We start from the raw sequence: 22,314 nt of genomic DNA, 5'->3' as shown, positions 1-22,314 counted from the left end.
ATTTTCCTATCGGCGCAGCCAGGCTTCGAACTCGGCGAGCGGGCGGGTATTGAACACGTTGTGAGGCGTGAGCCAGGCGCGGCGGGCGACGAGGACGCCGTAGCGCATCAGATCGTAATTTTCGATGGAGTGCGCGTCCGTGTTGATCAGGATCTTGACGCCGGCGGCGCCGGCCTGCCGCGCGTGGACGTCGCTCAGATCGAGCCGTTCCGGCGCGGCGTTGATCTCCAGCGCCGTGTCCGTGCGCAGGGCCGCCGCGACAACGGCGTCGAAATCGAAGTCGAACGGATCGCGCCGATTGATGATGCGTCCGCTGGGGTGGGCGATCAGATCGACGTTCGGATTTTCGATGGCGCGGATAATACGCTTGGTCTGCGCGTCTTTGTCTTGATTGTTATGGAGATGCGCGGACGCGATCACAAAGTCTAACTCTTGCAGCAGATCGTCGTCGAAGTCCATGGAGCCGTCGGCTTTGATATCGACTTCGGACCCCGTGAAGATACGAATTCCCAGACTATCCTGCAAGGCGCGGATTTCGGCGATTTGAGCGCGCAGGCGGTCAGGCGTCAATCCGTTGGCGATGTACAGGCTTTGCGAGTGGTCGGTGATCGCCATATACTCGTAGCCACGCGCCTTGGCGGCGGCCGCCATCTGTTCGACGGTAGTTTTGCCGTCCGACGCGGTGGTGTGCGCGTGGACGTCGCCGCGAATATCCGCCAGGGTCACGAGGGTGGGGAGCGTTCCCGCCAGCGCCGCTTCGATCTCGCCGCCGTTCTCGCGGATCTCCAGCGGGATCGCCCGCAGGATCTCGACCGAGCCGTCTCTGTCGGCGGCCGCGCGAGCTTCGTTGTGCGCCGCGGAGCCGATGCGCGCATCGCGCAGCGCCGCGAACTCCGAGGATGGCGCGACATACAGATCCGCCTCCATTCCTCCATGCAGGACCACGCGCGCGAAGTGGGCGTCGCTTGCGGCGACGGAGCCGACTTGCGGAAGCTCGGTAAAGCTTCGCAGAGTTTCGGCGGGCGATGACGTGGCGGCGACAAGGTTGATATTCGCCACCGTCTCCTGCCCGCGCGCCACGCTGCCGGCGATCTGCGCGTCGGAAACGCCTGGGAACGTTTGGACCGCCGCGATCAGCGATTCGGCTAACGGCAGCGCGTCGCCGATCCGAATGCGTCCGCTGTATCTGCGATAGCGCTCGATCGACTGTAATATCTTCTGGACGCTCTTTTCGCCCATTCCGGGCAGTTCCGTCAGCTTGCCGGTCTGCGCGGCCGTCTCCAAAGCGGAGATGCTTTCAATCTTCAGACCTTGCCAGACCTGGCGCACCGTTTTGGCGCCGAGTCCGGGGATGGACAGCATTTCGACGACACCTGCCGGAACCTGGTCCTTGATCCGTTCGTATAAAGCCGTAGTGCCGGTTCCGAGGATATCTTTGACTTTCGCCTGGATGGCGTCTCCGAAACCGGGAATATCGTCCAGACGGCCTGCGGCGGCGATCTGAGCGATGGGCTCCGGCAGCGTATTCAATGTCTCGACGGCGTTGCGATACGCGCGGATTTTGAAGGCGTTTTCTCCCTGGATCTCCATGATCCCGGCGATTCTATCAAAAACTCGCGCGACTTCTCCGTTGGTCAGCGTTCCTGATTCACTCATGCGCCGATTGTACCCAATCATCGAACGGGAAGAAAGAATTAATTGTTGGCGATCTGTAATATTCCTGTCTTGACGTCCCCTTGCTATTGGTGTTATGATATGATGAAGACTTACTATGTAAGTCATACGATTGACAGGGGATCGATTAGTCACTCTTCTGAGCTGTGAAGTAGAATTTCGTGAGATGTCACAATGAGCGGCGGCGGACCCTTATTCTCGCTGATACCCAAACCGTTCCGGCACGATCATGAGCGCCTTCGCGCGATCGAGCATGAATACCAATTGGAGCTGGTCGCTGAAAACGCCCGTCAGCTCGTACAATTCTACGCCACCATCCTCCGAGCTCAAGCCTCCCAGGCTTCTCAGACCTTACGCAATATCGATGTGATGGTGAACGGGCGCGAAACCTCGGGGCAGTTGGGGACGCTCGCCACCGACATCGACCTCCTCGTGGATGGGATGGACCATTTCCCCGTCGACGATCTTCAGCCCCTCGAATTCGCCCAGCACACCATTTTGCCGATTCACGGCGATCCTTCGGCCGATCTTCAGGATACCCTGGCGACAGAGTTCGAACGGCTCGCGCGACAGCTCATGCGCCAGCAGAAGGCTCTCGTCAAGATCCACGATCGGATGCGCGGCATGTATGAAGCGCAGGCCCAGATCCGACGCGCCGAATCCAACCGCTGGCTGGTCAGCGGCATGAAGCGGCTCGGGCGAGACCGCGAAGAGGACTTTGAAGACGCGCTCCGGATCCTGAAAGACATGGTCACCACGCCGCAGGGGATGCAGGATTATGTCGCCTGGTTCGAGATCGGCTGGCTGCTCTGGAAGCACGAACGGAACCTCCCGGAGGCCGAGGAAGCGTTCTACCGCGCCCAGCGGCTCAGCGCCGTGAAGGGCGATGCGTTTTACGTCAAAAGCCTGCGCCATCTCGCCTACGTGCAGCATTTGCAGGGACGGTTCGCGGAGGCTTACGAGACGATCCAAAAGGCGCTGGTCGCGAGCGACGAACACGACACGCGTTTCGACGCCGCCCGGTACGCCGCCAGCCGCGGGTTTTCCGAGGAGTGCCTGCGCCTTCTGGAGCAGTGTATCTACGACCGGCCGACGACGATCATCAGCATGTTCGCGGAAGTCGATTTCCTGCGCGGCGCCGCGGCGGCGCGCCTGGCGCGCGCGATGGCCGATATGGCTGCACGGATGCTGGAGGAAGCGCGGGACCGCGCCGACGACAATGTGGAGCACTGGCAGCAGGCGCTGGAGATCGTGCGCGAGGTGGAGCGCGAGGCGGGCTTGCCGATCGCGCTGCCCAAAGGAATCGCCGAGGAAGCGCTGGGCGACACTCCCGCGCTCGATGACGTCGACTATCTGGTGGCGCTGGAGATCGAGCGTAAGGCGCTCGCTTACGGCGATCAGACCGTCACATTCGCGCGTGAGACGATCCTCCGTGTGGACTCGGAGCGCGCCATCGAGCAAAACAAAGTTTCGCTCGCCCTCCACGATCTGGACTTATCGCAGCGCCGGATCATTACTGAAGCGGAAGACGACCGCCGGGATCGTCTGACAAATTTGAATACGCTGTCGCGCTACATTCGCGGCGGCGGGCGATGGATCTACGCCATCTTCTTCCTGGCGGCCGTGGGCGTGGATGTCCACTTTATGCCGCAGGTCCAGGCGCTGATCGGACCTTCGAGATCCCCCGTCAGCGGCCCCGATCTCAACAAGATATTGCTGTACGCTTACCTGGCGTTCTCGTGGCCTATCTTCTTCTATATGGTTTACTTGGTGTCGGTGCTTGTCGATAGCTTCTTCAATATCTTCCGGCGGCAGCAGGCGGAAGCCGAATGGGCGAGCATGATGGACGCGCAGGCGGACGTTTACGAGCAGGAAGCGGCCGATCTGCGCGGCCGCCTCACGGCGCTGGAGACGGAGCGGGCGCGCACGCAGCGCGCCCTGAAACGCCTGGAGCATGTATGACGACTCCGTTTGGCTCGATGTGATCTGGGTCAATGCAGTTCTTCGATGAAAAACGCCGCGAGCTGCTCGTACCCAAGGTCGTTGAGATGCCCGGGATCGGCGGAGAGCTTATCAAAGTTATGCGCGTCGATCGTCGAGTTTTGGTATGGATCGAGCACGCGCACTCCGTACTGCGCTCCCAGCTTTTTGATGACGCCATTGTAATCCTGAAGAATATATTCGGCTTCGTTAGGCGTATTCGCGTCGGCTCGATACTGGCAGGTGCTGAGCACGATCTTCTCCGCCGGCACGCCGCCCAGAATTCCGCGCAGCATGCTGTCGTAGTCCCAGTAATACGTTCCCCAAATACGTTCGCTTTCCGATCCCAGCTCCATGGACTGGCCGAAGTCATTGGCGCCGTACAAGATCACCGCCAGGTCCGGATTCGCGTCGATCACATCCGGAACGCGTCCCAGACCACTGTCGCGGCGAATCAACTGGCCGTCTTCATCACGCCCGACGACGGTCGTCCCGCCGATTCCAAGATTGATTTCCCGCCAGCCCATCGTGGCGCAGACGATTGTCGAAAACCGATTCGACGGCTGTGTGGCACCGGCGCCTTCCACTGTCGACGATCCATAAAATACTACCCGTGTCATTGTCACCCCTTGCGTCATTCCGTTGGCGCGTTCGCGATCTCGTAATTAGGGCGCTTTATTCCATCCCATGTCCGTGTTCTCCTGCCGGACGAAACAAATTGCTCGCTTCGTTCGTCTGCTTTGTGAGTGTGGGATGTGGGTATAAGGAAAGCAAATGGAGGATGGAAGATGCCTAAGTTGCCATGGAATTCGGCGCCCTCCGCGGCGTCCGGCGTGCTCGGATTTTGGAAACAGCTGAAGTCCCTGTCGGCGTCGGAAATCATGCGGGAAGCGGAGCGACCGTTTCAAATTGCTTTGATCGGACCGCCGGATCATACGGCGCTGCTCGCCGCGCGGCTGGCGCTGGAAATGCCCACGCCGACGGACAGCGCGGCCGGCCCCGCGAATATCTGGCCCTATGTCACGATGCGGACCGATGCGCGGGAAGCGCCCCAGGACGCGATCCTGCTGCACGCCGATCCGCTCACAGCCGACGAAACTCGTCTGGCGGAGGCGCTGGCGCAGATCGTGTCGGCGCGCCCGGAGATCCGTCTTTCGCTGGCCCGCCATATCCCGGCGTTCCGGCCGGCGGTTGTCAGCCAGGTGATCGCCGACGCGTCGTGGGACAATGCGAAGATCGCCGTGGTCTCCGCGCTGCCCGGCATCATCCCGTTCACCGACATTTTGCTGCCGGCGACGGCGCTGGGCGACACGATCTTGCTAACGCGCAATCAGGCGGTGCTTTTGATGAGGATCGCCGCCGCCTACGGACAGCAGGCGGAATTGAAGGAACGCTACCGGGAACTGCTCCCAGTATTTGGAAGCGCATTCGGCTGGCGGACTCTGGCGCGCGAGCTGGTCGGTCTCGTCCCGGGCGGCGTCGGCGTGGTCGTCAAGGGCGCGATCGCCTACGCTGGCACTTACACCGTCGGCAAGACGGCCGCGATTTATTTCAGCACCGGAAAGAAGCTGACGGCTTCCCGGATGAAACAGCTCTATCAGGACGCTTACCGAAGCGCGGTGGAGAAAGTGCGCGGCCTGCTGCGCCGCGCGCCGAGCGTCGTCTCGGCGAAAGAGACATCGGCCGGAGTTTCCGAGATTACGGAGCGTCCGCAGCCGGAAATTGCGCCTTCTGACTACTATTTTGAGGATTCTCTTGACAATCCCGCAAAAATTGGGGTATAACAGCGCGCAAACATTGCCACAATCGAGTACATAGGCGAATTGAAGAGCACTGGTTGTCCCGCCCGACGCAGGGCTTTGGCGGCCGGTGCTCTCTGTTCATTTTCTGGAATCGATCTGGAATCCTTCCGAGCGAGGAGAGCTGAGCACTTGGGCGACATCGAAGAGATCGTATTAACAGCGGCCGGTTACAAGGAACTTTCGGAAGAGCTGGATAAGCTGCGCACGACCGAGCGGAGGGAAGTGGCCGAACGTATTCGCGACGCCATCACCTACGGCGAGCTGACGGAAAATTCCGAGTATGAGGACGCAAAGAACGCGCAGGCGTTTCTGGAAGGCCGCATTGAAGATCTAAAGCATATCATGCAGATCGCGCGTCCGATGGAGATCGATGAGATCCCGACGGACTATGTTGGCCTGGGATCGATCGTCACCGTGACGGACGATACCGGCGACGAATGGGAATTCACGCTGGTTTCTCCCGTTGAGGCGAACCCAAACATCGATAAGATCAGTGACGAATCCCCGGTTGGCGAAGCGCTCTTCGGCAAGAGGGTGGGCGACACCGTGTCCGTGACCGTTCCCGCCGGCAAAAATAAATACTTGATTACCGCCATCCGCAAATAGCGACTGGCGGTCCGCTTCCTGAAATACCGGCGGCGATGGACGCAATGCGTTTGTCGCCGCCGATCCCTCACCGTTTTGATTATCCTGCACGACCATCGCATCACCGAGGAGCGCTCCCTTGTCCGAAACCGAACACTCCGAACTCGCGCACGAAGAAGGCGCGCAGCATCCGGCGCATCACGGCGTCGATCCCATCCGACTGGAAAAACTGAACGCCCTGCGCGCCGCAGGCCGAGACCCCTTCCAGGTCGAGCGATTTCCCGTGTCGCACCACGCCGACCAGATCGCCGCAAATTTTGAAACGCTCGAAAACGAGACCGTTTCCGTCGCCGGCCGCATCACGGTCGTACGCCTGATGGGCAAGGCGGCCTTCGCGGACCTCACCGACAGCTCTGGACGCATCCAGCTTTATGTCCGTAAGGACGAGATCGGCGATGACGCCTTCGACGATCTGAAGCACCGGCTGGATCTGGGCGATATTGTCGGTGTGACGGGGTTTGTGTTCCGAACGAAGACCGGCGAAATTTCTATCCATGTCCGCGAATGGACGCTTCTTGCGAAGGCTTTGCGCACGCTGCCCTTTGGAAAAGAGTATGAGTCCGAGACCGGCGAAGAGAAGCATTCCGGGCAGCTTGCCGACACGGAGATCCGCTACCGGCAGCGCTACGTCGATCTGACGGTCAACAAGCAGGCGCGCGAAGTGCTGCTCAGCCGTATCAAGATCGTCCGCGCCATGCGCCAGTATCTGGACAACCAGCAGTATCTGGAAGTGGAGACGCCGATTTTGCAGTCCGTGGCGGGCGGCGCGGCGGCGCGGCCGTTCCTGACGCACCACAATGCGCTGGACGCCGAGCTGCACCTGCGCATCTCGCTGGAGCTTTACCTCAAGCGTCTGATCGTCGGCGGCTTCGACAAGGTCTACGAGATCGGCCGTGTGTTCCGCAATGAGGGCATCAGCACCCGGCACAACCCCGAATTCACGCTGATGGAGCTCTACGCCGCTTACGCCGACCTGGACGATATGATGGAGCTCGTGGAGGGCATGTTCCGCTATATCTGCCGCGAACTGCATGGCCGCGAACAGTTCAGCTACGCCGGTCATGAGATCGACCTCGCGCCCGCGTTCACGCGGCTGCCGATCCTGGAAGGCATTCGCAAGTACGCCGGCGTTGCTCCGGAGGAGCTGGAAACCCTCGAATCCGCGCACGCCGTCCTCAAGCGACTAGGGCTGCCGACGGAGAATGAGCCGACCGTGGGCGGGATCATCGAGAAGCTGCACGAGAAGTACACGCAGCCGACTCTGATCCAGCCGACGTTTATCACCGACTTCCCGCTGGAAACCTCGCCGCTCGCGAAGAAGCATCCGGAGAACCAGCGTCTGACGCGCCGCTTCGAGATCTATATCGCCGCCGCCGAGCTTGGCAACGCTTTCAGCGAGATCAACGACCCCATCGATCAGCGCGAACGGTTCCAGCAGCAGATGACGCTGCGCGCGGGCGGCGACGCCGAAGCGCATCCGATGGACGAGGATTTCCTGCGCGCTCTGGAGTACGGCATGCCTCCCACGGGCGGCTATGGCAGCGGCGTGGATCGCCTGGCGATCGTGCTTACGGGCGCGCCGAGCATTCGCGACGTAATCCTCTTCCCGCAGCTCAAGCCCGAAAAGCACGGATAATTCCTCCGTCCCAACCACCTAGTTTCTCGGTCACGGGAAACTAGGTTAAAACAAGCGGACATAATTTTTTTTCAAAGTCATATGAATGCGCAGGAATTGCGCGTCATCATCGCGAACCATATCCCGATCCTGGATTGCTGAACGGAGACAGACCGTTCCTCGGCGATCCGACGTATGCTTTTGTGCTTGCCGTATTTCTTCGGAAAGAGCGGCGCGGGCGCGTAGGGCAGGGAGATGTAATCCGTTGAGCGTCGAACTTTTGAACGATATTCAGCCGTCGCCGCAGTCCGCCAGCGTTGTGGACGATCGCAACCACGGTAAATCACGGTCCAAAAACTTCGAACCGAAGTCCGGCAAATTGGCTGCTATTAGCGAGACAAGCCAGCCATCCTTGCCGGATCCGCTCTCTCCCCGCTACAAGACGCCAAGCAAGGTTCTTTCCAGTGTCCGCGATATCTTTGTCAGTCCGGCCGTGGGATCTTTACTGACCGTCGGTCTGCTCACACTCTGTACCTGGTGGATCCTCTGGCTCCGAGAGTTTACCGGATACGAACGACCTTACACCATCCTCTATCTCGTGCCCGTGGCAATCGCCGCCGCATTTCTGGGGCTTCGAGGCGGCGTCGCCGCCTCAGTCGCCGTACTGCTTCTCACCCGCATCTATCTTTTCAACGACCACAAGCATGGATGGGCGCTTCTGTCCGTTCCCAATCTCGCCGAAGGGTTGGAGCTTACGACCCTCGCCATGGGCACCCTCGCCATCGCCGCCGTGACCGGACGCCTGCGCAAGACCCTGGGTTACCTCCACGCATCGCACATGCGTCTTGAAGAGATCAATCATCGTCTGGCGGCGACGAATCAGCGTCTGGTCGACAGTGAGGAGCAGCGTCGCACATTCAACAGCGAAGTCCTTCTGGCCGTCACCGGCGGCAAGCTGAACCTCGTGGAGCGCGACGAGATCTTGCCGCAAGAACTCACCGAACGCGCGCCGTCCATGGATCAGCCGCTCAAGACTCCGCTTGACGCCTCTCGCTTGCGGCAAGACCTGCACCAGGTCGCCGTGGATCTGCACATGGATGTCGAGCGCACCGCCGATCTTCTCACCAGTGTCAGCGAGGCCGCGACCAACGCGATCAAGCACGGCGGCGGCGGCGCCGCCCGCGTCTGGATCGAAGACACCCTCGTCTGCGTCTTGATCGAAGACAACGGAACCGGCATTGCCCCCGTCCATCTCGCCCGCGCCACCCTCGAAAAAGGCTACTCCACCCGCATCTCCCTCGGCATGGGCTTCCACCTTATGCTCGAAGCCACCGACGCACTCACCCTCAGCACCAGCGAGAAGGGGACGTCGATCCTGCTGCAAATCACCAACAAGCCACGGATCTCCGAAGAAGACGCCATTCTCGCAAAGTACATGCGCGCGTAATATGAGAAAACCTCATATCAACAATGCAGGGTTCTGAGCACGGCTACCGTTTTCGTCTATTCTCTTCCTGCCGAAGCCGCGCCCGAACGATGATTCAATGTGTAGCCCACTGTAGAGCCTCACCACCAGACATCACAACCTGTTGAGTATTCTTCGTACCAATCTAGGGGTGCTCAGCAAATGCCGTGTGTCGTATAGCAAGAGTTTCTCGCAAACACGCTTTGCGGCGGCTGTTACGATATTCGCCATCTCAAAATTTTCTGCGAGTATGAATTTGATGATCTCGTAATCTTCATCCAGCAGTCCTTGTAACACGCCATTGGGCTTTCGAAGCGCATCATCGCTCTTGTAAATCAATAACCTATTTTCTCCCAGGTTAAATAATCCACACGCTGGCGAATCCGATTTATGCGAGAACAGTGCTGCAATGACTAAAGAGGCATCCAGAAATAATTTAGGAGGAGAAAAATCATTCACCTGCCTGTTTTTAAGCTCCCTCAGCTTAACCATCGCCATTTCCAATGTGAAGCTTTTGCTTTCCGGCATTATGTGCGTTGCATCGAAATTATCGTCTAGCCGATTTCTTATGTGCACGATAGGAGTAATGATGATGGTATTTTCTCGACAGAGATATCGACGTTTGATCCCTCATCAATTCCACATTCATCCCGAATCACCTTAGGAATTACCTGAGTTCCTTACTTCTCAAGAGCAACGGTGCCGGATATCATTTTTCTGAAATCAGACTTCTGTGTTTGCTGTGCCATAGCTTGTGATTGATCATTACAGTGGTGTGACATCAAACAAAATCAGCCTGTGACCGGAAATGGTCGCAGGCTGATCGTTAAATTCTGTCGGAACAGATTAGTTGCAGAAAGAGTGGTCGCTGCCACCCAGACTGTCGGTGGACCAGAGGCAAACGTCGCCAACGACCTTCGAGAAGCGAATAGATTTGCAGTGTCCGTCAACGAACTGGCAGTTGATGAAGTCGGTGTGGCGAGCTCCAAGCAATTTGGAAGCCGGAGAAGTTCCGCCAGCACCAATGTTCGGGGAGCCGACTGCACCGGCGCCAGTGTCCCAGCCCCACTTGCTGTTGCCGAGGTTCTTCCAGTAGCTCTCGTACTGGCCGGCATTAGCGTTGCTTTCTTTCGCGTAAACAGCCTTGTCACCCGTAGGATCGTAAGAGCCATTGTGCGAATCTTGCATGCCGCTCTCATTGTTCACGTCAAATGCGACGCCATAGTACGTAGCGTCGGTGACCATAATCGTTGATGCCGGGCGCTGAATAGCAGCCAAGCTGACCAATGCTGGAGCACCGCTCGTCGGATCGTTAAACTGACCCGCTGGGCTTAAAAAGACATCATTGTGTCCATAACTATTTTCGCCGCCATAGCCGACGCCGGAACATCCTGAGGCGGCGCCTGCCGCATTACCACAGCTGACACCATCGGTGTTGACACCGACCCACGCGTTCGGGTTAGATGGACACTTGAAAACATCGTAGCTCTTTGTATACGGCTGGAGCAAGGAAATCCAGAATACTTTGTTCGTAACATCGCCAGAAACATCCGCGAAAGGGCCGCCATTGCTCTTGAGCAAAAGGTTCGGTGAGTTGTTGTAGCGATGAGCGTAGAACGCCTCATCGTAATCCTGGTTGTACTGAAGAGTGGCGAGACCAATTTGCTTCAGGTTCGAAATACAAGTAATCTGGCGGGCCTTCTCACGAGCCTTGGCGAAGACGGGGAAGAGGATAGCGGCAAGAATCGCGATAATGGCGATGACGACGAGCAACTCAATCAAGGTGAAACCCTTGACTGCTTTCATGGACAGTTTCATGGATCAATTCTCCTAAGAATGTATCAGACGCAATATATAAGCCGGCCTTACAGTTTACTGTTTGGATCCGGTCTCTCTTGGGTACGCGGTTATTGTACCGTGGAAATCGGCAAGTCATGTTAAGGGAATGTTAAGACAATGTTAAGTTTGTGTTAACTTTATTGATTAACATATGAAATATATTACGGGCGTTAATTAACGCAAATAAAGCGCCTGATTCTGGGAGAATCAGGCGCTTTGGAGGGGAATTGAGGAGAGTTTGAGGGGCTTGCTAGTTCTTGGTGGTTGTCTGCTGTGTCACACGCTTGCTTTGTCCGCGTCCGAGGCCCCGCTTGAACGGAGCGCGCTGGACGATCTCACGGTAATCGAGACCGGCGGCGGTGAGCGCCTGGTGCCAGGAGTCGAACCGGCGGCGGGCCGCCGTGATCAGGGTGATATCTTCCGATTCCATATTCTTGGCGTTCAGGCCCGCGCCGTTCTTGTGGAACTCGCGCACCATGGCCAGAACCCGCTCGTCATCCCACTCGCGGTAGCGGCGGATGTCGTCGTAGTTAAGACCGGAACTCTCCAGCGCTTCGCGCCAGGAGCCGAAGTGGCTCTTCTTGGTCGCGGCGGCGGCAAGCTGCGGATCGACATTCAGACAAACATTGCGCCAGGATAGGTCGACGCCCTGTGCGTGCAGCTCTTGAACGCGGGCGATAATGCGCTCGCGGTTCCAGGATTTGTAACGGCGGATCTGTTCGTAATCGAGACCGGAGAAGTTGACGGCCGCCTCCCAGGTGCCGAAGTATCGTGTCGCGGCGCGCAGGAGGGTCAGATTATTTGTAGCGACGCTGGAGTAGTTCAGGTTTTCCCCGGACTCATACATGCTGACGATTTCCATCGCGATCGCTTCTTTGTTCCATTTTCGATACATAGCAGCCATTTCTCCATCTTGTCGCTCAGGTCGTGCGTGAGCGCCGTTTCCTAGCTTGTCTATTCTCAATGTTGCTTGTGTGCCATTTCAGCGCAATTTTAGCAGTCTGGATCGATTGCTGTCACTGGCTTAGAGCACGTCGTTGCGTATTACCTTCAACGCTTACGGTGAGAGTATAACAGCAATACTCCCAAATTTTCGTTAAGAAATTATTAAATTATGAAAAAAAGCAGGCAAGGGGATTTGATAATTTTGCGCTCCTGCTTTGAACGGACAGGAGCGCGATGGGACGAGCGGCGCAAAGCTTTGGGTTAGGGAAGCTTGTCGAGCGGGAATGACGCGAACTTAGGATCGCTGGTGATGACGCGCAGGGAGACGGATTTCGTATCGCGGTTGATGCGCGCGGTTCCATCGGCGTTGAAGGCGTCGAAGACCACCACGAAGAAGCCGGCGAGGTCGTTGTAGCTGTCGCGGCGCTTCACCAGACGGGGACTGACGGTGTTGGCGATCTCGAATGGGTTGCTTCCCAGAACATGCGTGGGATCGCCGGCGATATTATCGTAAAACTGCTGGCGGGCGATGAGCTGCGTGGGCGCATACACCTGAAGCGGCTTGAAATTATTCTCACGGTCGTCGCTGAGGACAAACTGGATCCCGTCCAATTTGTTGAACGCCGTCGCGGGATCGATCGGCGTTTCGTCCTTTTTCTTTTTGCCTTTTTGACGCGGGAACAGGTCCGTGATCTCGACGATAAACGTCAGCGTGCGCTGCGGCGCCGTGACAGATTGCTCCAGGGCTTTAAAGTCCGCGTCGCGGCCTGCGGAGTCGGCGAAATCGCGCTGCTCCAGGAAACCGCGCCAGCGCGCTTCGGTCCCCGGCGTCAGCCACGTCACGATCCCGGTTTCGCGTCGTGTTTCTCCCAGGATGCCTCCAGAGCGGAACTGATAGGCGCGGCGTGACATATCGAGGAGGTCGATAAAATCCTGTTTGGACTTGCCGATGGCGCGGCCGGCGTCCAGATTGGCCAGCATCTCGCGGTCCGTTGGGATCAACATTGGGTGCAGCGTGCGCGGATCGCGGGCGGCGATATTGACATCCGCCGTCACCGCCGTCGCCCCTCCCGTCGTTACGGGCGCTCCTGGAAGAGTGACCGGAGCGGGCTGCTGGGGCGCGGGGGGGGCGTCCACGGGAGTATTGTCGTTACCGGCCTGCGCGATGGCGGCTTGGCCTGTCAAAAGGACGGCGGCGAGGGTGGCCGCGCAGAGGAAGGAACCGTTAAGTCGTGTCATAGGGCTATTGTGTGTTTTTCTCGCCGCCGTTGTCAAGAAGCAGCGGCCTCATCGGGGATCTGATCTTCATGGAGAGCGACCGGCGCGTCGGACGAGGCCCGTTTGGGCCTGCGTTCGCGCGGCGCATCGACCGGAGGCGGAGCCTGATCCGTCAGTGCGGCGAGCGCGAGACCCAGTTCGTAGGTGATCGCTTCAATCGCTTTGCCGCGCGGCAGATCGGCGAATTTGGCGGGATCGATGGGAGCGCCGAACGTCACTGTCACGGGATGCTTGCTGAACCGGGGACGCTGAGATCCGTAGGGCAGCATTTCGTTGGTGTGACGGATGCCGATCGGGACGATCGGCGCGCCGGCCCGAACCGCGAGCATCGCCGCGCCCGGCTGCAGGCGCAGCAGCTTGCCCTGCTGCGCGCACCGGCCCTCGGGGAAGATAATGATCGGCTCGCCGCGCTTCAGACACGCCTCCGCGCGGCGCAGCGCCGCGCGGTCCGCGCTGTCCCGCTTGATGGGGAAGGCGTGGAAGTGATGGAAGAACCAGCCAAACACCGGGGCCTCGAACAGTTCGGATTTGCCGATAAACCAGGCGCGGCGGGGCAGGGTCACAAACATCGTGGGCGGATCGGCGTCCGAGGTGTGGTTTGGGCAGTAGATCAGACCGCCGGTGCGCGGCACATGGTGCTCGCCGCTGGAGCGCAGCCGCCCGAGAACACGGATCAGGGTTCTCAGGACGACGAAAAAGATGGGGTAAAACAAAAAGTAAATCATGGTTAGTTGTTGGCCGCCGCGCCGATGGTCTTGCCGTTGTTTCGCGCGTGCTGCTCGATTTCCGCGGCGGCGTTTTCCGGCTGGAGACGATTGATAAAGGCCAGCGCGACGAGAATGCAGACGAAGCAGACGCCGAAGATCACACGCTCGCCGTAGTGATTGATCAAATAGCCCGTGATGAGCACGGAGGCGGGGCCGACGATGCTGAGCGCGGTTGTCTGTAACCCCGTGAAGAAACCGATCTCCTCACAGGGAATCAGCCGCGTGAGCAGCGCGTAGGAGGACGCGTTTTGAGCCGCCGTGCCGAGGCCCGCGAAGATCAGGACAATCGCGACGGAGGCGAGGTTGTTCACCCAGAGGCCGTTGATGGCCGAGAGGCCGATCATTGCGATCCCGACTGTTGTCATCGCCTTCGGTCCGATCCGGTCGGTGAACCAGCCGCAGGGCACGCCGCCAATGGCTGTCGCCACCATCAGGATCAGCACCATCTGGAGCGCGCTGTCATTGGAGCAGTGCGTGATGTCCTTGATGAACGTCGTTAGCTGCGGCACCACGGCGCTGGTTCCCGCCCCATAGCAGAAGTACATGATCAAATAAAGGCGAGCCTGACGCAGCGTTTTGAGGCCCTTGACCGCCGCCGCCATCTCTCCCCAGTAACTAAGCCGATGGATCGCCGCTTCCCCGTGAAGGTCCAAATCGGTCGTCGCCGTTTCGCGCGTTGTCATACACGTGACCGCCGTCAAGACGATCATCAAAACGCCCGTGAGCACGAAGCGGTACACGATCGCCAGGGGCAGAAGCAGAATGACGACCTGACCCAGCGCGCCGATGAGATACCAGATTCCCGAAACGCGTCCGCGCTGTTTGGCGGGCGTGATATCCGCAAGCAGCGATTGGTACGGATCGATAAAAAAGTTGAAGATCAGCGTCGAAAAGAAGATGCAGGCGACGATACCGCCCAGACGCAGCGCGACCGGAAGCGTCGCCGCCACGGGCGTCAGCAGCAGTAAAAGCGCCGAGAGCGGCGCGAACAATATCATGAACGGGCGGCGGCGGCCCCAGCGGGTGCGGAGGCGGTCGCTCGCCGAACCGATCAGCGGCTGCAAAATGGCGCCTTCGAAGGAATGGGTTTCGGCGAGAATTCCCTTCAGCATCGCGTTGTGCGTGTAATCACCCAGCCACAGCGGCAGAATGTAGTTATTGAAGGCGTAGAAGGCGCCGGCGCCGATGTTCGCGAGACTGTAGGCGATAATTGCTCGCAGCGAGAGCGGCGGCGCCTCCGCAGTCGTCTTCTGATTTTCCAGCGTTGCGCTCATGTCGATCTTTCTTAATCAGCATTGGTAGATCTTATGATTACTGTCACGTGTCTTGATTTATGGAGTCGACGCTTCACGCTCCAGCAGCCGGCCGTACTTCTCGCTCACGACCTTGCGCTTGATCTTCATGGTCGGCGTCAGCTCGCCATTTTCGATGGTCAGCGGTTTTTCCAGCAGCGCCACGCGTTTGATCTTTTCGTAATCGGCCAGGTTGCCGGAGAGCTTGTCGATCTCGGTCTTGATCAGTTTGCGCGTCGCCGGGTCCGCCGCGAGCTCGCTCGGGCTCATCTTTTCTTTGCCCTGTTCCTGCGCCCACGTCTTGAGCTTGTCGAAGCTGGGCAGGACAAGCGCGCTGACGCCGCCGGATTGGTCGCCAAGCAGCACGATCTCGCTGATATAGGGACTTTGCTTCAGATGAATCTCAATCGGCTGCGGCGCCACGTTTTTGCCGTTCGCCAGAACCAGGATATCTTTCTTGCGGTCCGTGATCTTCACATATCCTTCGGAGTCGATCACGCCGATATCGCCGGTGTGGAACCATCCGTCGGCGTCAATCGCGTCCGCCGTCGCCTCCGGGTTGTTCCAGTAGCCGCGCATGACGTTCGCGCCGCGCACCAGCAGTTCGCCGTCCGGCGCAACTTTGATCGTCGCGCCAAAGCCCGCAATCCCCACGGAGCCGATCTTCGCCCGGCCATAAGGGTTCGTGGCGGACGCCGCCGTGGTCTCGGTCAATCCCCAGCCTTCCAGAATGGGGATGCCGATCCCGTTGAAGAACTGGGCAGTCTTGGCGTTGAGAGGCGCTCCGCCGCTGACGAAGAACTTGAGCTTGCCGCCGAACTTTTCGCGCAGGGTGGACAGGACGAGCTTATCGGCGATCGCGTGCTTGATCGCCAGGATTGGGGATACGGAGCGCCCGGCGTTCCGGCGCTCGGCGAAGGCGCTTCCGACCTCCAGCGCCCACGCAAAGGCCTTCTGCTTTTGTTCCGGCTCCTTGCTGACCGTATCCAGAACACGCTCGTGGATGCTCTCGAAGACGCGAGGCACGCACTGCATGACGGTCGGTTTCGCGAACGCTAAATTGTCGATCAGCTTGAAAATACTGTCGTTGTAGTAGGTGTGCGAGCCCATCGCCAGCGACAGAAAGTGAGTGACGCGCTCGAAGACGTGGCAGAGGGGGAGGAAGGAAAGAAAGGCTTCATCCGGCGGGACGACGGGAAAGGCTTTCTGGGCGCCGTCAACCGCCGTTCCCATGTTGCCGTGAGTGAGCATCGCGCCCTTCGGGTTGCCCGTGGTGCCGGACGTATAGACCAGGCTCATCAAGTCGTCGAGTTTTACGGAATCGCGCCGCTGCTCGAAGCTCTCTGGAAGCGTCGCCCGGTCGCCTTCCGCCATGACGGCGCTGAACGACAGCACATCGCCCTTGGCCGAGCTCTCTTCCATCGTGACGAAGATTGCGAGATTCGGAATCTCCTCACGCGAGGCGACCGCTTTTTGCAGCTGTTTGCCGTCCGAAACGATGATCGCCTTTGCGCCGCTGTCCGCCAGGATATGAGCCACCTGGGAGGGGGGAGGGTGCTGTAGATCGGAACGGTCACGGCGCCGGCCGAGAGAATGGCGAGATCGGCGATGGCCCATTCCGGGCGGTTCTCCGAGAGCATCGCGACGCGGTCTCCACGCTCCACGCCCAGGGCGCGCAGCCCCAGAGAAAATCGGCGGGCGCGCTCAGCGACATCTTTGTAGGTGAGCGTGACCCAATCTTTGGTTTCCGGAGACTTCGCGGTCAGCGCGGGCAGTTCCGGGTATTTCCGTGCAGCTTCGGCGAAGCGCTCAGTGACGGTTTTTATAGTTGTAGACATTGCGCTCTGGTCTCCTCGGCAGTATCGCGGTGTTGACGAGATTATTGTACCGTTCGTCCGCCCATGTTCCATGGGACGAAAGGCCTAAATTTGATGGCGTCCTGGGAGAATTAACAGCATCTAAGGATAGCGTGCGGAGATGAATTTGTCAAGAATTTTGGGTTTTGGCGTGGCGCGGTCTTGACATTGGCCCGGCAGTTGTGCCAGAATAATCTTCACGTCACCAAGGAACGGTGTCCGAGTTGGTCGAAGGAGCACGACTGGAAATCGTGTAATGGGGTTAACTCTCATTCGTGGGTTCGAATCCCACCCGTTCCGCCATTTCCTCTTTTTCCGACAATTCTCACGGTAGCGGCCACATCCGCTGAAGGTGATAGTCATCGCGTATGCCAAGCGCAACGCTCATCGATCAACTGGTGGATATCGCCGCGCGTCGATTGGGCGGCAACTTGAAGCTGCTTGCGCTCTATGGCTCCGCCGCCGACAATCCTCAAGCGGCGCATGATCTGGATTTCCTTCTTGTCGTGGACGCCGTGGAAAACTGCGTCACGTACGCCACCCGCGATTGCCGAACTCTCTTTCCCAACGTCCAATTCTTTGTCATGAACACCCGGGAGTACGAACTGCTTCCCGCGTTCTACCGATTCCAGTTCGCTTTTGCAAAGCCCTTGCGCGGAGATCTGGCTCTTCCGGCGGCGACCCGCCGCGACGCGGAAGAAGCGATCCGCCATGGCTATACGGACACGCTGCGGACCATGCGTCAGCAGTTCAAGCGCCGTGACTGGATCGCCGGCGACGACTGGGCGAGGCAGGTCTGGTGGAATTTGAAGAGTTTCAAATACGCCACATTGGATGTCTGCTGGCTGCTGCGCAAGGAGCGCCCGCGCGATATCGGACGCGCCGCGCTCATTTTAGAAGCGGAAGGGTTGGCGTCGGCGGCCAAGGCGATCAACGAGTGGCCGGAACTTGATATCGCGGCGCAGCAGCTTCTGCATAATCCGATTGCCTGGCTGATGCGCTGGGAACCGTTGATTACGGCGGCATACGCGGAAGTCATGCCGCTTTTAAGCGCGAAATAGCCGTGTTTCGCGCGTGAAATAATCGTACCCACTATGAGCTTATTGAAACGCCGCCGAGCCGAGTCCACAGTCCTGACGGACGCCCAGCAGATGCAGCGCCGCAAGCGCCGCCGCACGGTGGCGTGCGTCGTGATGTTCCCCCCGTGCGCCGCCGGCTTGTTTGGTCTCACCATTGGCTACAACATCTACGCCGGCAACAAAGCCGTCGCGGACACAAGCCAATTCCACAAAATGGCCTCTCCGGACGCATCGCAGTCGTTCCTGGTGTTTGCCCCGCACTGTGATGACGAGACGCTCGGCGCCGCCGGCCTCATGCGTCAGGCGCGCCTGAACAAATGCGATGTGCATGTGGCGATCATCACGAATGGCGACGGCTTCCGGGTGAGCGTCGCGCGGGAATTCCGGGAATTCAGCGTGCCGACCAAGGATTTCATCCGATACGCCTACATCCGCCAGAAAGAAACGCAGACGGCGCTGGCCGTGCTGGGCGTGCCGAAAGACAACATCAAATTCTTCGGATATCCCGACCGCGGCCTCATGCCGATGTGGACGACCAACTGGACGGCGGATAAGCCATTCACGTCGGCGTTCACGCAAGCGGACCATTGCCCCTATAATAATTCATTCACTCCCAACGCTCCCTACAGCGGCGAATCGCTGCTGAAGGATATCGAAGCGGAGATGAACGAGGTCAAGCCGACCGACATTTATGTGACGCATCCCAACGACGACCATCCCGATCACGCGGCGGCGAGCGTCTTCGTACGCACGGCGCTGGAGCAGCTGCGTTCGCAGGGCGTCGCATGGGCGCAGAACGCGCACTTGCATTACTATCTCGTGCATCGAGGCGACTGGCCCGTCCCGCAAGGTCTTCATGAGGATGTCGGCCTGCCGCCGCCGGCGCAGATGGTCTCGCTGGATACGCACTGGGAAGAACTGCCGCTCAGCAAGCGCGACACGCAGAAGAAGTACGCCGCCATCAAGCGATATCGCACTCAGACCGAGCTGACCGGCCGATTCCTGTATTCCTTCGTGCGCAAGAACGAGCTTTTCGGGACGCTGAACGGCGCCACCGCCGACCGTCTCCCGGTTGTCCCCGATGGCCAGATCCGTCTCGACGGCGAAGCCTCGGAATGGACCGGTCTGGCCCCCGTCGCGATGGACCCTGTCGGCGACAGCGTCGTCCGCGCGTTCCAGGCAAGCGCCGATATCACCCGTATCTTCGCCGCCCGCGACAGCCGCACGCTTTACGTGCGCATGGATGTCCACAAGCGCCTTTCCAAATCCGTCGGCTACACCGTGATTTTGCGGCCGGTAACCGCCTCCGCAACCCCGCCGCAGTCGATCCGCCTGAACTGCCAGATGCTCGCCGAGGGCCAAAAACAGCCAGTCCCAGGCGTCGACCAGGCGTTTTACGCCTGGCGCGGCAACCAGTTGGAAGTCTCCCTGCCGCTGTCTGTCGTCGATCCCGAAGCCGGCCACGCGCCCTTCACGCTCAACCTGGCCGCCGAGACACAGTTCGCCCGAATGACGATTGACAAGACAGGGTTCCGTGGTGTGGAAGTGGACCGGACGGGCGACGCGGTGGCGGCGCGGTAGTTGGCCCCATCGCCTCAAAAAATCCATCCCCCTGCAAACGTATACCCTAACTCGCCGTTCGGCGCCAATGGGAGCGAACCACTGGGGATTGCATGGCATGGTCGTCCCCGTCTTGACAAAAGCCCGCCTCCTGCGCTATAATAATCGCAGTCGTTTCCTTTAATCCCGTCCCGCGAGGCGGGGAAGGTCGCTGCCTGCATAGATGCTGATTTTGCGCCGTATCCCATACGCGCCCAGCGTCTGCGCCGCGTCATTTCCCCCCTCGCGCCCTAAAGGCGCTTTTTTAATGTCCGATGAAACCGAAAAATTGAAGTCCGGCTCCGTCGTCATGGACGCCGATGAGATGCGCCGCGCTTGGACTCGTGTCGCGCATGAGATCCTGGAGCGCAACAAAGGCGTGGAAGGTCTCGCCGTGATCGGCATCCTGCGCCGGGGCGCGCCGCTCGCCCAGCGTCTCGCCGACGCCATCGAGCGCATCGAAGGCAAGCCCGTTCCCGTCGGACAACTCGATATCTCGCTGTACCGCGACGATTTCCGCACCTATCAGCCGCGCGTCGGCACCACCCAGATCCCGTTCGACATCGAGGGCAAGACCCTTGTGCTCGTGGACGAGGTGGTGTACACGGGCCGCACCGTGCGCGCGGCGCTCGGCGCGCTTGTGGATCTGGGGCGCCCCAGCGTCACGCAGCTCGCCGTCTTGATCGATCGCGGGCATCGGGAGCTGCCGATCCGGCCGGATTATGTCGGCAAAAATATTCCCACCAGCCGCCAGGAGTTCGTCAAGGTCTTTATGACCGAAATGGACGGCGAAGACAAAGTCGTGATCGCGAAGGACGCGTAACCAAGCCTGTATGAGACGAAAAGACTTACTGGACCTGCAAAGCCTGACGGCCGACGAGATTGTGTACCTGCTGGAGACGGCGGCGTCGTTCAAAGAAATCGTCACGCGCCCCGTGAAGAAGGCCCCGACGCTGCGCGGCAAGAGCGTGGCGACGGTGTTCTTCGAGCCCAGCACGCGCACCCGCACTTCGTTCGAGCACGCGGCGAAGATCATGTCCGCCGACACCTATAGCCTTGCCGCCGCCACGAGCAGCGCCACCAAGGGCGAGTCGCTCAAGGACACAATGCTGACGCTCGACGCCATGGGAATCGACGTGTTCGTCATTCGCCATTCCTTCAGCGGCGCGGCGGCGCTCGCGTCGAAGTACGTGCCGAACAAATCCGTGATCAACGCCGGTGACGGGACGCATGAGCACCCGACGCAGGGTCTGCTCGATCTCATGACGATCCGTGAGAAGAAGGGCCAGATCGAAGGGCTGGAAGTGGCGATTGTCGGCGACATCGCGCACAGCCGAGTGGCGCGCTCGAATATCTGGGGCCTGCACACCATGGGCGCCAAGATCCGATTGGTGGGGCCGTCGACGCTGATGCCCGCCGACGCGGACCGGCTGCCGGTGAAGGTCTATACGGATTTGACCGAAGGGCTGCGCGGGGCCGATGTCGTGAACGTGCTTCGGATCCAGCTGGAGCGTCAGGACGCGGCGTTCTTCCCGTCCGTACGCGAATATGCGAAGCTCTTTGGCGTCAGTCACGACAAATTGAAGCACGCGGCGTCCGATGTGACGGTGCTGCATCCGGGACCGATGAACCGTGGCGTGGAGATTTCGTCCGCGCTGGCGGATGATGCGACGATTTCGGTGATCAACGAACAGGTAACGAACGGAGTGGCGATGCGAATGGCCGTCCTGTTCTGGCTGATGAGTGCGACAAATACGATCTCGGGCGGATAGCTGTTGCGTCCAGAGATCAGGAGGACCTTGTGACCCTGCGCCGTATCGGCCGATTTATCATCGGTCTGGTGATCGCGATCGTTCTTCTCGGCCTGGTGCTGCCGCTGATCGGCATCCCAAAGAGCCATTTCCTGCCGCCGAGCTGGGTGTACGCCAAAGCGGAAAAAGTGACGGGCGGCCGGATCGTCAAAGTCTATAACCCGGTCACGAATGATCCGTTCAAGGTCGGCGAGCACATGTACTTTATCGACTATGTGTTCCAGGCTCCGGATCCGGTCACCGGGGCCAAGCAAACCTACAACGGCACGGTTCGGCTGACGCAGGAGCTGTACCAGACATCGAAAGTCGATGAGAGTGTTCCGGTCCGGTACGAGAAGACCTATCCGTGGATCAATGGCGTGGACGTCGCGGATGCGGGGCTGGGCTGCGGCGAAGGCAGCAACATCCTGAGCGGCTGGCTGATCTGGGTCTTGGTTTCAATTGTGATGGCGTATATTATCGGACAGATTTTAGGGAAGTACGGCGTTCAGGAAGATTATTAGAGCGGAGAGAGCCCTCACCCGGCCCTTCGGGCCACCCTCTCCCAATCTTAGGAGAGGATTAGGAGTAAGATTTGGATCTTTGATCCATATCAAAAAACTCCCTCTGACTCCCCTCTCCCAATTTTGGGAGAGGGGGCCGGGGGGTGAGGGCCAATCTTGATGAT

The 22,314-nt window shown here is 59.3% G+C and carries 19 protein-coding genes, 1 tRNA gene and 1 pseudogene; 11 read left to right on the top strand and 10 right to left on the bottom strand.

Annotated features, from left to right (window positions below):
- Window positions 1-6: 6 nt before the first annotated feature.
- The gene (locus tag D5261_RS25065; RefSeq protein ID WP_165863902.1) at window positions 7-1,656 is read right to left on the bottom strand and encodes a DNA polymerase/3'-5' exonuclease PolX; all 1,650 of its coding nucleotides are present in this window, start codon (window positions 1,654-1,656) and stop codon (window positions 7-9) included.
- 192 nt (window positions 1,657-1,848) lie between these two features.
- On the opposite strand from D5261_RS25065, the gene D5261_RS25060 reads away from it, so the two are divergent.
- Window positions 1,849-3,636, top strand: coding sequence for a tetratricopeptide repeat protein (locus D5261_RS25060; RefSeq protein ID WP_119319406.1), 1,788 nt, complete (start codon window positions 1,849-1,851; stop codon window positions 3,634-3,636).
- A 29-nt stretch (window positions 3,637-3,665) separates the two neighbouring features.
- Here the strand turns inward: D5261_RS25060 and D5261_RS25055 are convergent, their stop codons facing one another.
- Window positions 3,666-4,274: an SGNH/GDSL hydrolase family protein gene (locus D5261_RS25055; RefSeq protein WP_165863903.1), complete on the bottom strand. Its 609-nt coding sequence runs from the start codon at window positions 4,272-4,274 to the stop codon at window positions 3,666-3,668.
- 168 nt (window positions 4,275-4,442) lie between these two features.
- Here D5261_RS25055 and D5261_RS25050 point away from each other — a divergent pair, with 168 nt between their 5' ends.
- The 4 genes from D5261_RS25050 (at window position 4,443) to D5261_RS25035 (ending at window position 9,163) form a co-directional block, all read left to right on the top strand.
- The gene (locus D5261_RS25050; protein WP_119319408.1) at window positions 4,443-5,438 is read left to right on the top strand and encodes a hypothetical protein; all 996 of its coding nucleotides are present in this window, start codon (window positions 4,443-4,445) and stop codon (window positions 5,436-5,438) included.
- 147 nt (window positions 5,439-5,585) lie between these two features.
- On the top strand, window positions 5,586-6,062 hold the full coding sequence (gene greA / locus D5261_RS25045) for a transcription elongation factor GreA (RefSeq protein WP_119319409.1): 477 nt from the start codon (window positions 5,586-5,588) through the stop codon (window positions 6,060-6,062).
- 118 nt (window positions 6,063-6,180) lie between these two features.
- Entirely contained in the window at window positions 6,181-7,737 is a 1,557-nt protein-coding gene (gene lysS / locus D5261_RS25040) for a lysine--tRNA ligase (RefSeq protein WP_218025476.1), read from the top strand.
- Between the two features lie 244 nt (window positions 7,738-7,981).
- Entirely contained in the window at window positions 7,982-9,163 is a 1,182-nt protein-coding gene (locus tag D5261_RS25035; RefSeq protein ID WP_165863904.1) for an ATP-binding protein, read from the top strand.
- A 132-nt stretch (window positions 9,164-9,295) separates the two neighbouring features.
- On the opposite strand, the gene D5261_RS25030 is transcribed toward D5261_RS25035, so the two are convergent.
- The 8 genes and pseudogenes from D5261_RS25030 to D5261_RS25000 all read right to left on the bottom strand — a co-directional run.
- Window positions 9,296-9,709, bottom strand: a complete 414-nt coding sequence (locus D5261_RS25030) for a hypothetical protein (protein WP_125205780.1) — start codon at window positions 9,707-9,709, stop codon at window positions 9,296-9,298.
- Window positions 9,710-10,027: 318 nt separating this feature from the next.
- On the bottom strand, window positions 10,028-10,999 hold the full coding sequence (locus D5261_RS25025) for a DUF1559 family PulG-like putative transporter (protein ID WP_301002221.1): 972 nt from the start codon (window positions 10,997-10,999) through the stop codon (window positions 10,028-10,030).
- A gap of 271 nt (window positions 11,000-11,270) precedes the next feature.
- Window positions 11,271-11,915, bottom strand: a complete 645-nt coding sequence (locus D5261_RS25020) for a hypothetical protein (RefSeq protein ID WP_119319412.1) — start codon at window positions 11,913-11,915, stop codon at window positions 11,271-11,273.
- A gap of 311 nt (window positions 11,916-12,226) precedes the next feature.
- On the bottom strand, window positions 12,227-13,204 hold the full coding sequence (locus D5261_RS25015; protein WP_119319413.1) for a hypothetical protein: 978 nt from the start codon (window positions 13,202-13,204) through the stop codon (window positions 12,227-12,229).
- 32 nt (window positions 13,205-13,236) lie between these two features.
- Window positions 13,237-13,968: a lysophospholipid acyltransferase family protein gene (locus D5261_RS25010; protein ID WP_119319414.1), complete on the bottom strand. Its 732-nt coding sequence runs from the start codon at window positions 13,966-13,968 to the stop codon at window positions 13,237-13,239.
- Between the two features lie 2 nt (window positions 13,969-13,970).
- Window positions 13,971-15,284, bottom strand: a complete 1,314-nt coding sequence (locus tag D5261_RS25005; protein ID WP_119319415.1) for an MFS transporter — start codon at window positions 15,282-15,284, stop codon at window positions 13,971-13,973.
- 57 nt (window positions 15,285-15,341) lie between these two features.
- A complete protein-coding gene (locus D5261_RS33655) occupies window positions 15,342-15,881 on the bottom strand; it encodes a hypothetical protein (protein ID WP_435792420.1) in 540 nt (179 codons plus the stop codon).
- Between the two features lie 45 nt (window positions 15,882-15,926).
- A pseudogene (locus D5261_RS25000) lies at window positions 15,927-17,140 on the bottom strand (AMP-dependent synthetase/ligase); the annotation flags it as partial.
- Between the two features lie 227 nt (window positions 17,141-17,367).
- Between D5261_RS25000 and D5261_RS24995 the strand changes: the two are divergent.
- From D5261_RS24995 to D5261_RS24970, 6 genes are all read left to right on the top strand, one after another.
- A tRNA-Ser gene (locus D5261_RS24995) sits at window positions 17,368-17,461 on the top strand.
- A 65-nt stretch (window positions 17,462-17,526) separates the two neighbouring features.
- Entirely contained in the window at window positions 17,527-18,219 is a 693-nt protein-coding gene (locus tag D5261_RS24990; RefSeq protein ID WP_119319417.1) for a hypothetical protein, read from the top strand.
- 33 nt (window positions 18,220-18,252) lie between these two features.
- Complete coding sequence (locus D5261_RS24985; RefSeq protein ID WP_119319418.1) at window positions 18,253-19,818, top strand: PIG-L deacetylase family protein; 1,566 nt, start codon at window positions 18,253-18,255, stop codon at window positions 19,816-19,818.
- 286 nt (window positions 19,819-20,104) lie between these two features.
- Window positions 20,105-20,659 (top strand): bifunctional pyr operon transcriptional regulator/uracil phosphoribosyltransferase PyrR, encoded by a 555-nt coding sequence (pyrR, locus tag D5261_RS24980; RefSeq protein WP_119319704.1) that lies wholly within the window; start codon window positions 20,105-20,107, stop codon window positions 20,657-20,659.
- 10 nt (window positions 20,660-20,669) lie between these two features.
- Window positions 20,670-21,608, top strand: a complete 939-nt coding sequence (locus D5261_RS24975; RefSeq protein ID WP_119319419.1) for an aspartate carbamoyltransferase catalytic subunit — start codon at window positions 20,670-20,672, stop codon at window positions 21,606-21,608.
- Between the two features lie 29 nt (window positions 21,609-21,637).
- Window positions 21,638-22,150 (top strand): hypothetical protein, encoded by a 513-nt coding sequence (locus tag D5261_RS24970; protein ID WP_119319420.1) that lies wholly within the window; start codon window positions 21,638-21,640, stop codon window positions 22,148-22,150.
- Window positions 22,151-22,314: the final 164 nt, after the last annotated feature.

Origin of the sequence: Capsulimonas corticalis (assembly GCF_003574315.2) — a bacterium.
Classification (GTDB): Bacteria; Armatimonadota; Armatimonadia; order Armatimonadales; family Capsulimonadaceae; genus Capsulimonas; species Capsulimonas corticalis.
This window is presented reverse-complemented; position numbering and strand designations above follow the sequence as displayed.

What these genes read in the sequence shown, in the direction of transcription:
- D5261_RS25015 (WP_119319413.1), bottom strand. Translation starts at nt 13,204, where the DNA reads ATGACACGACTTAACGGTTCCTTCCTCTGCGCGGCCACCCTCGCCGCC.
- D5261_RS24985 (WP_119319418.1), top strand. Translation starts at nt 18,253, where the DNA reads ATGAGCTTATTGAAACGCCGCCGAGCCGAGTCCACAGTCCTGACGGAC.
- D5261_RS25065 (WP_165863902.1), bottom strand. Translation starts at nt 1,656, where the DNA reads ATGAGTGAATCAGGAACGCTGACCAACGGAGAAGTCGCGCGAGTTTTT.
- D5261_RS33655 (WP_435792420.1), bottom strand. Translation starts at nt 15,881, where the DNA reads ATGCGCGGCTACTGGAACAACCCGGAGGCGACGGCGGACGCGATTGAC.
- D5261_RS24990 (WP_119319417.1), top strand. Translation starts at nt 17,527, where the DNA reads ATGCCAAGCGCAACGCTCATCGATCAACTGGTGGATATCGCCGCGCGT.
- D5261_RS25025 (WP_301002221.1), bottom strand. Translation starts at nt 10,999, where the DNA reads ATGAAACTGTCCATGAAAGCAGTCAAGGGTTTCACCTTGATTGAGTTG.
- D5261_RS25010 (WP_119319414.1), bottom strand. Translation starts at nt 13,968, where the DNA reads ATGATTTACTTTTTGTTTTACCCCATCTTTTTCGTCGTCCTGAGAACC.
- D5261_RS25050 (WP_119319408.1), top strand. Translation starts at nt 4,443, where the DNA reads ATGCCTAAGTTGCCATGGAATTCGGCGCCCTCCGCGGCGTCCGGCGTG.
- D5261_RS25060 (WP_119319406.1), top strand. Translation starts at nt 1,849, where the DNA reads ATGAGCGGCGGCGGACCCTTATTCTCGCTGATACCCAAACCGTTCCGG.
- pyrR (WP_119319704.1), top strand. Translation starts at nt 20,105, where the DNA reads ATGTCCGATGAAACCGAAAAATTGAAGTCCGGCTCCGTCGTCATGGAC.
- D5261_RS24975 (WP_119319419.1), top strand. Translation starts at nt 20,670, where the DNA reads ATGAGACGAAAAGACTTACTGGACCTGCAAAGCCTGACGGCCGACGAG.
- D5261_RS25055 (WP_165863903.1), bottom strand. Translation starts at nt 4,274, where the DNA reads ATGACACGGGTAGTATTTTATGGATCGTCGACAGTGGAAGGCGCCGGT.
- D5261_RS25030 (WP_125205780.1), bottom strand. Translation starts at nt 9,709, where the DNA reads ATGCCGGAAAGCAAAAGCTTCACATTGGAAATGGCGATGGTTAAGCTG.
- D5261_RS25020 (WP_119319412.1), bottom strand. Translation starts at nt 11,915, where the DNA reads ATGTATCGAAAATGGAACAAAGAAGCGATCGCGATGGAAATCGTCAGC.
- D5261_RS25005 (WP_119319415.1), bottom strand. Translation starts at nt 15,284, where the DNA reads ATGAGCGCAACGCTGGAAAATCAGAAGACGACTGCGGAGGCGCCGCCG.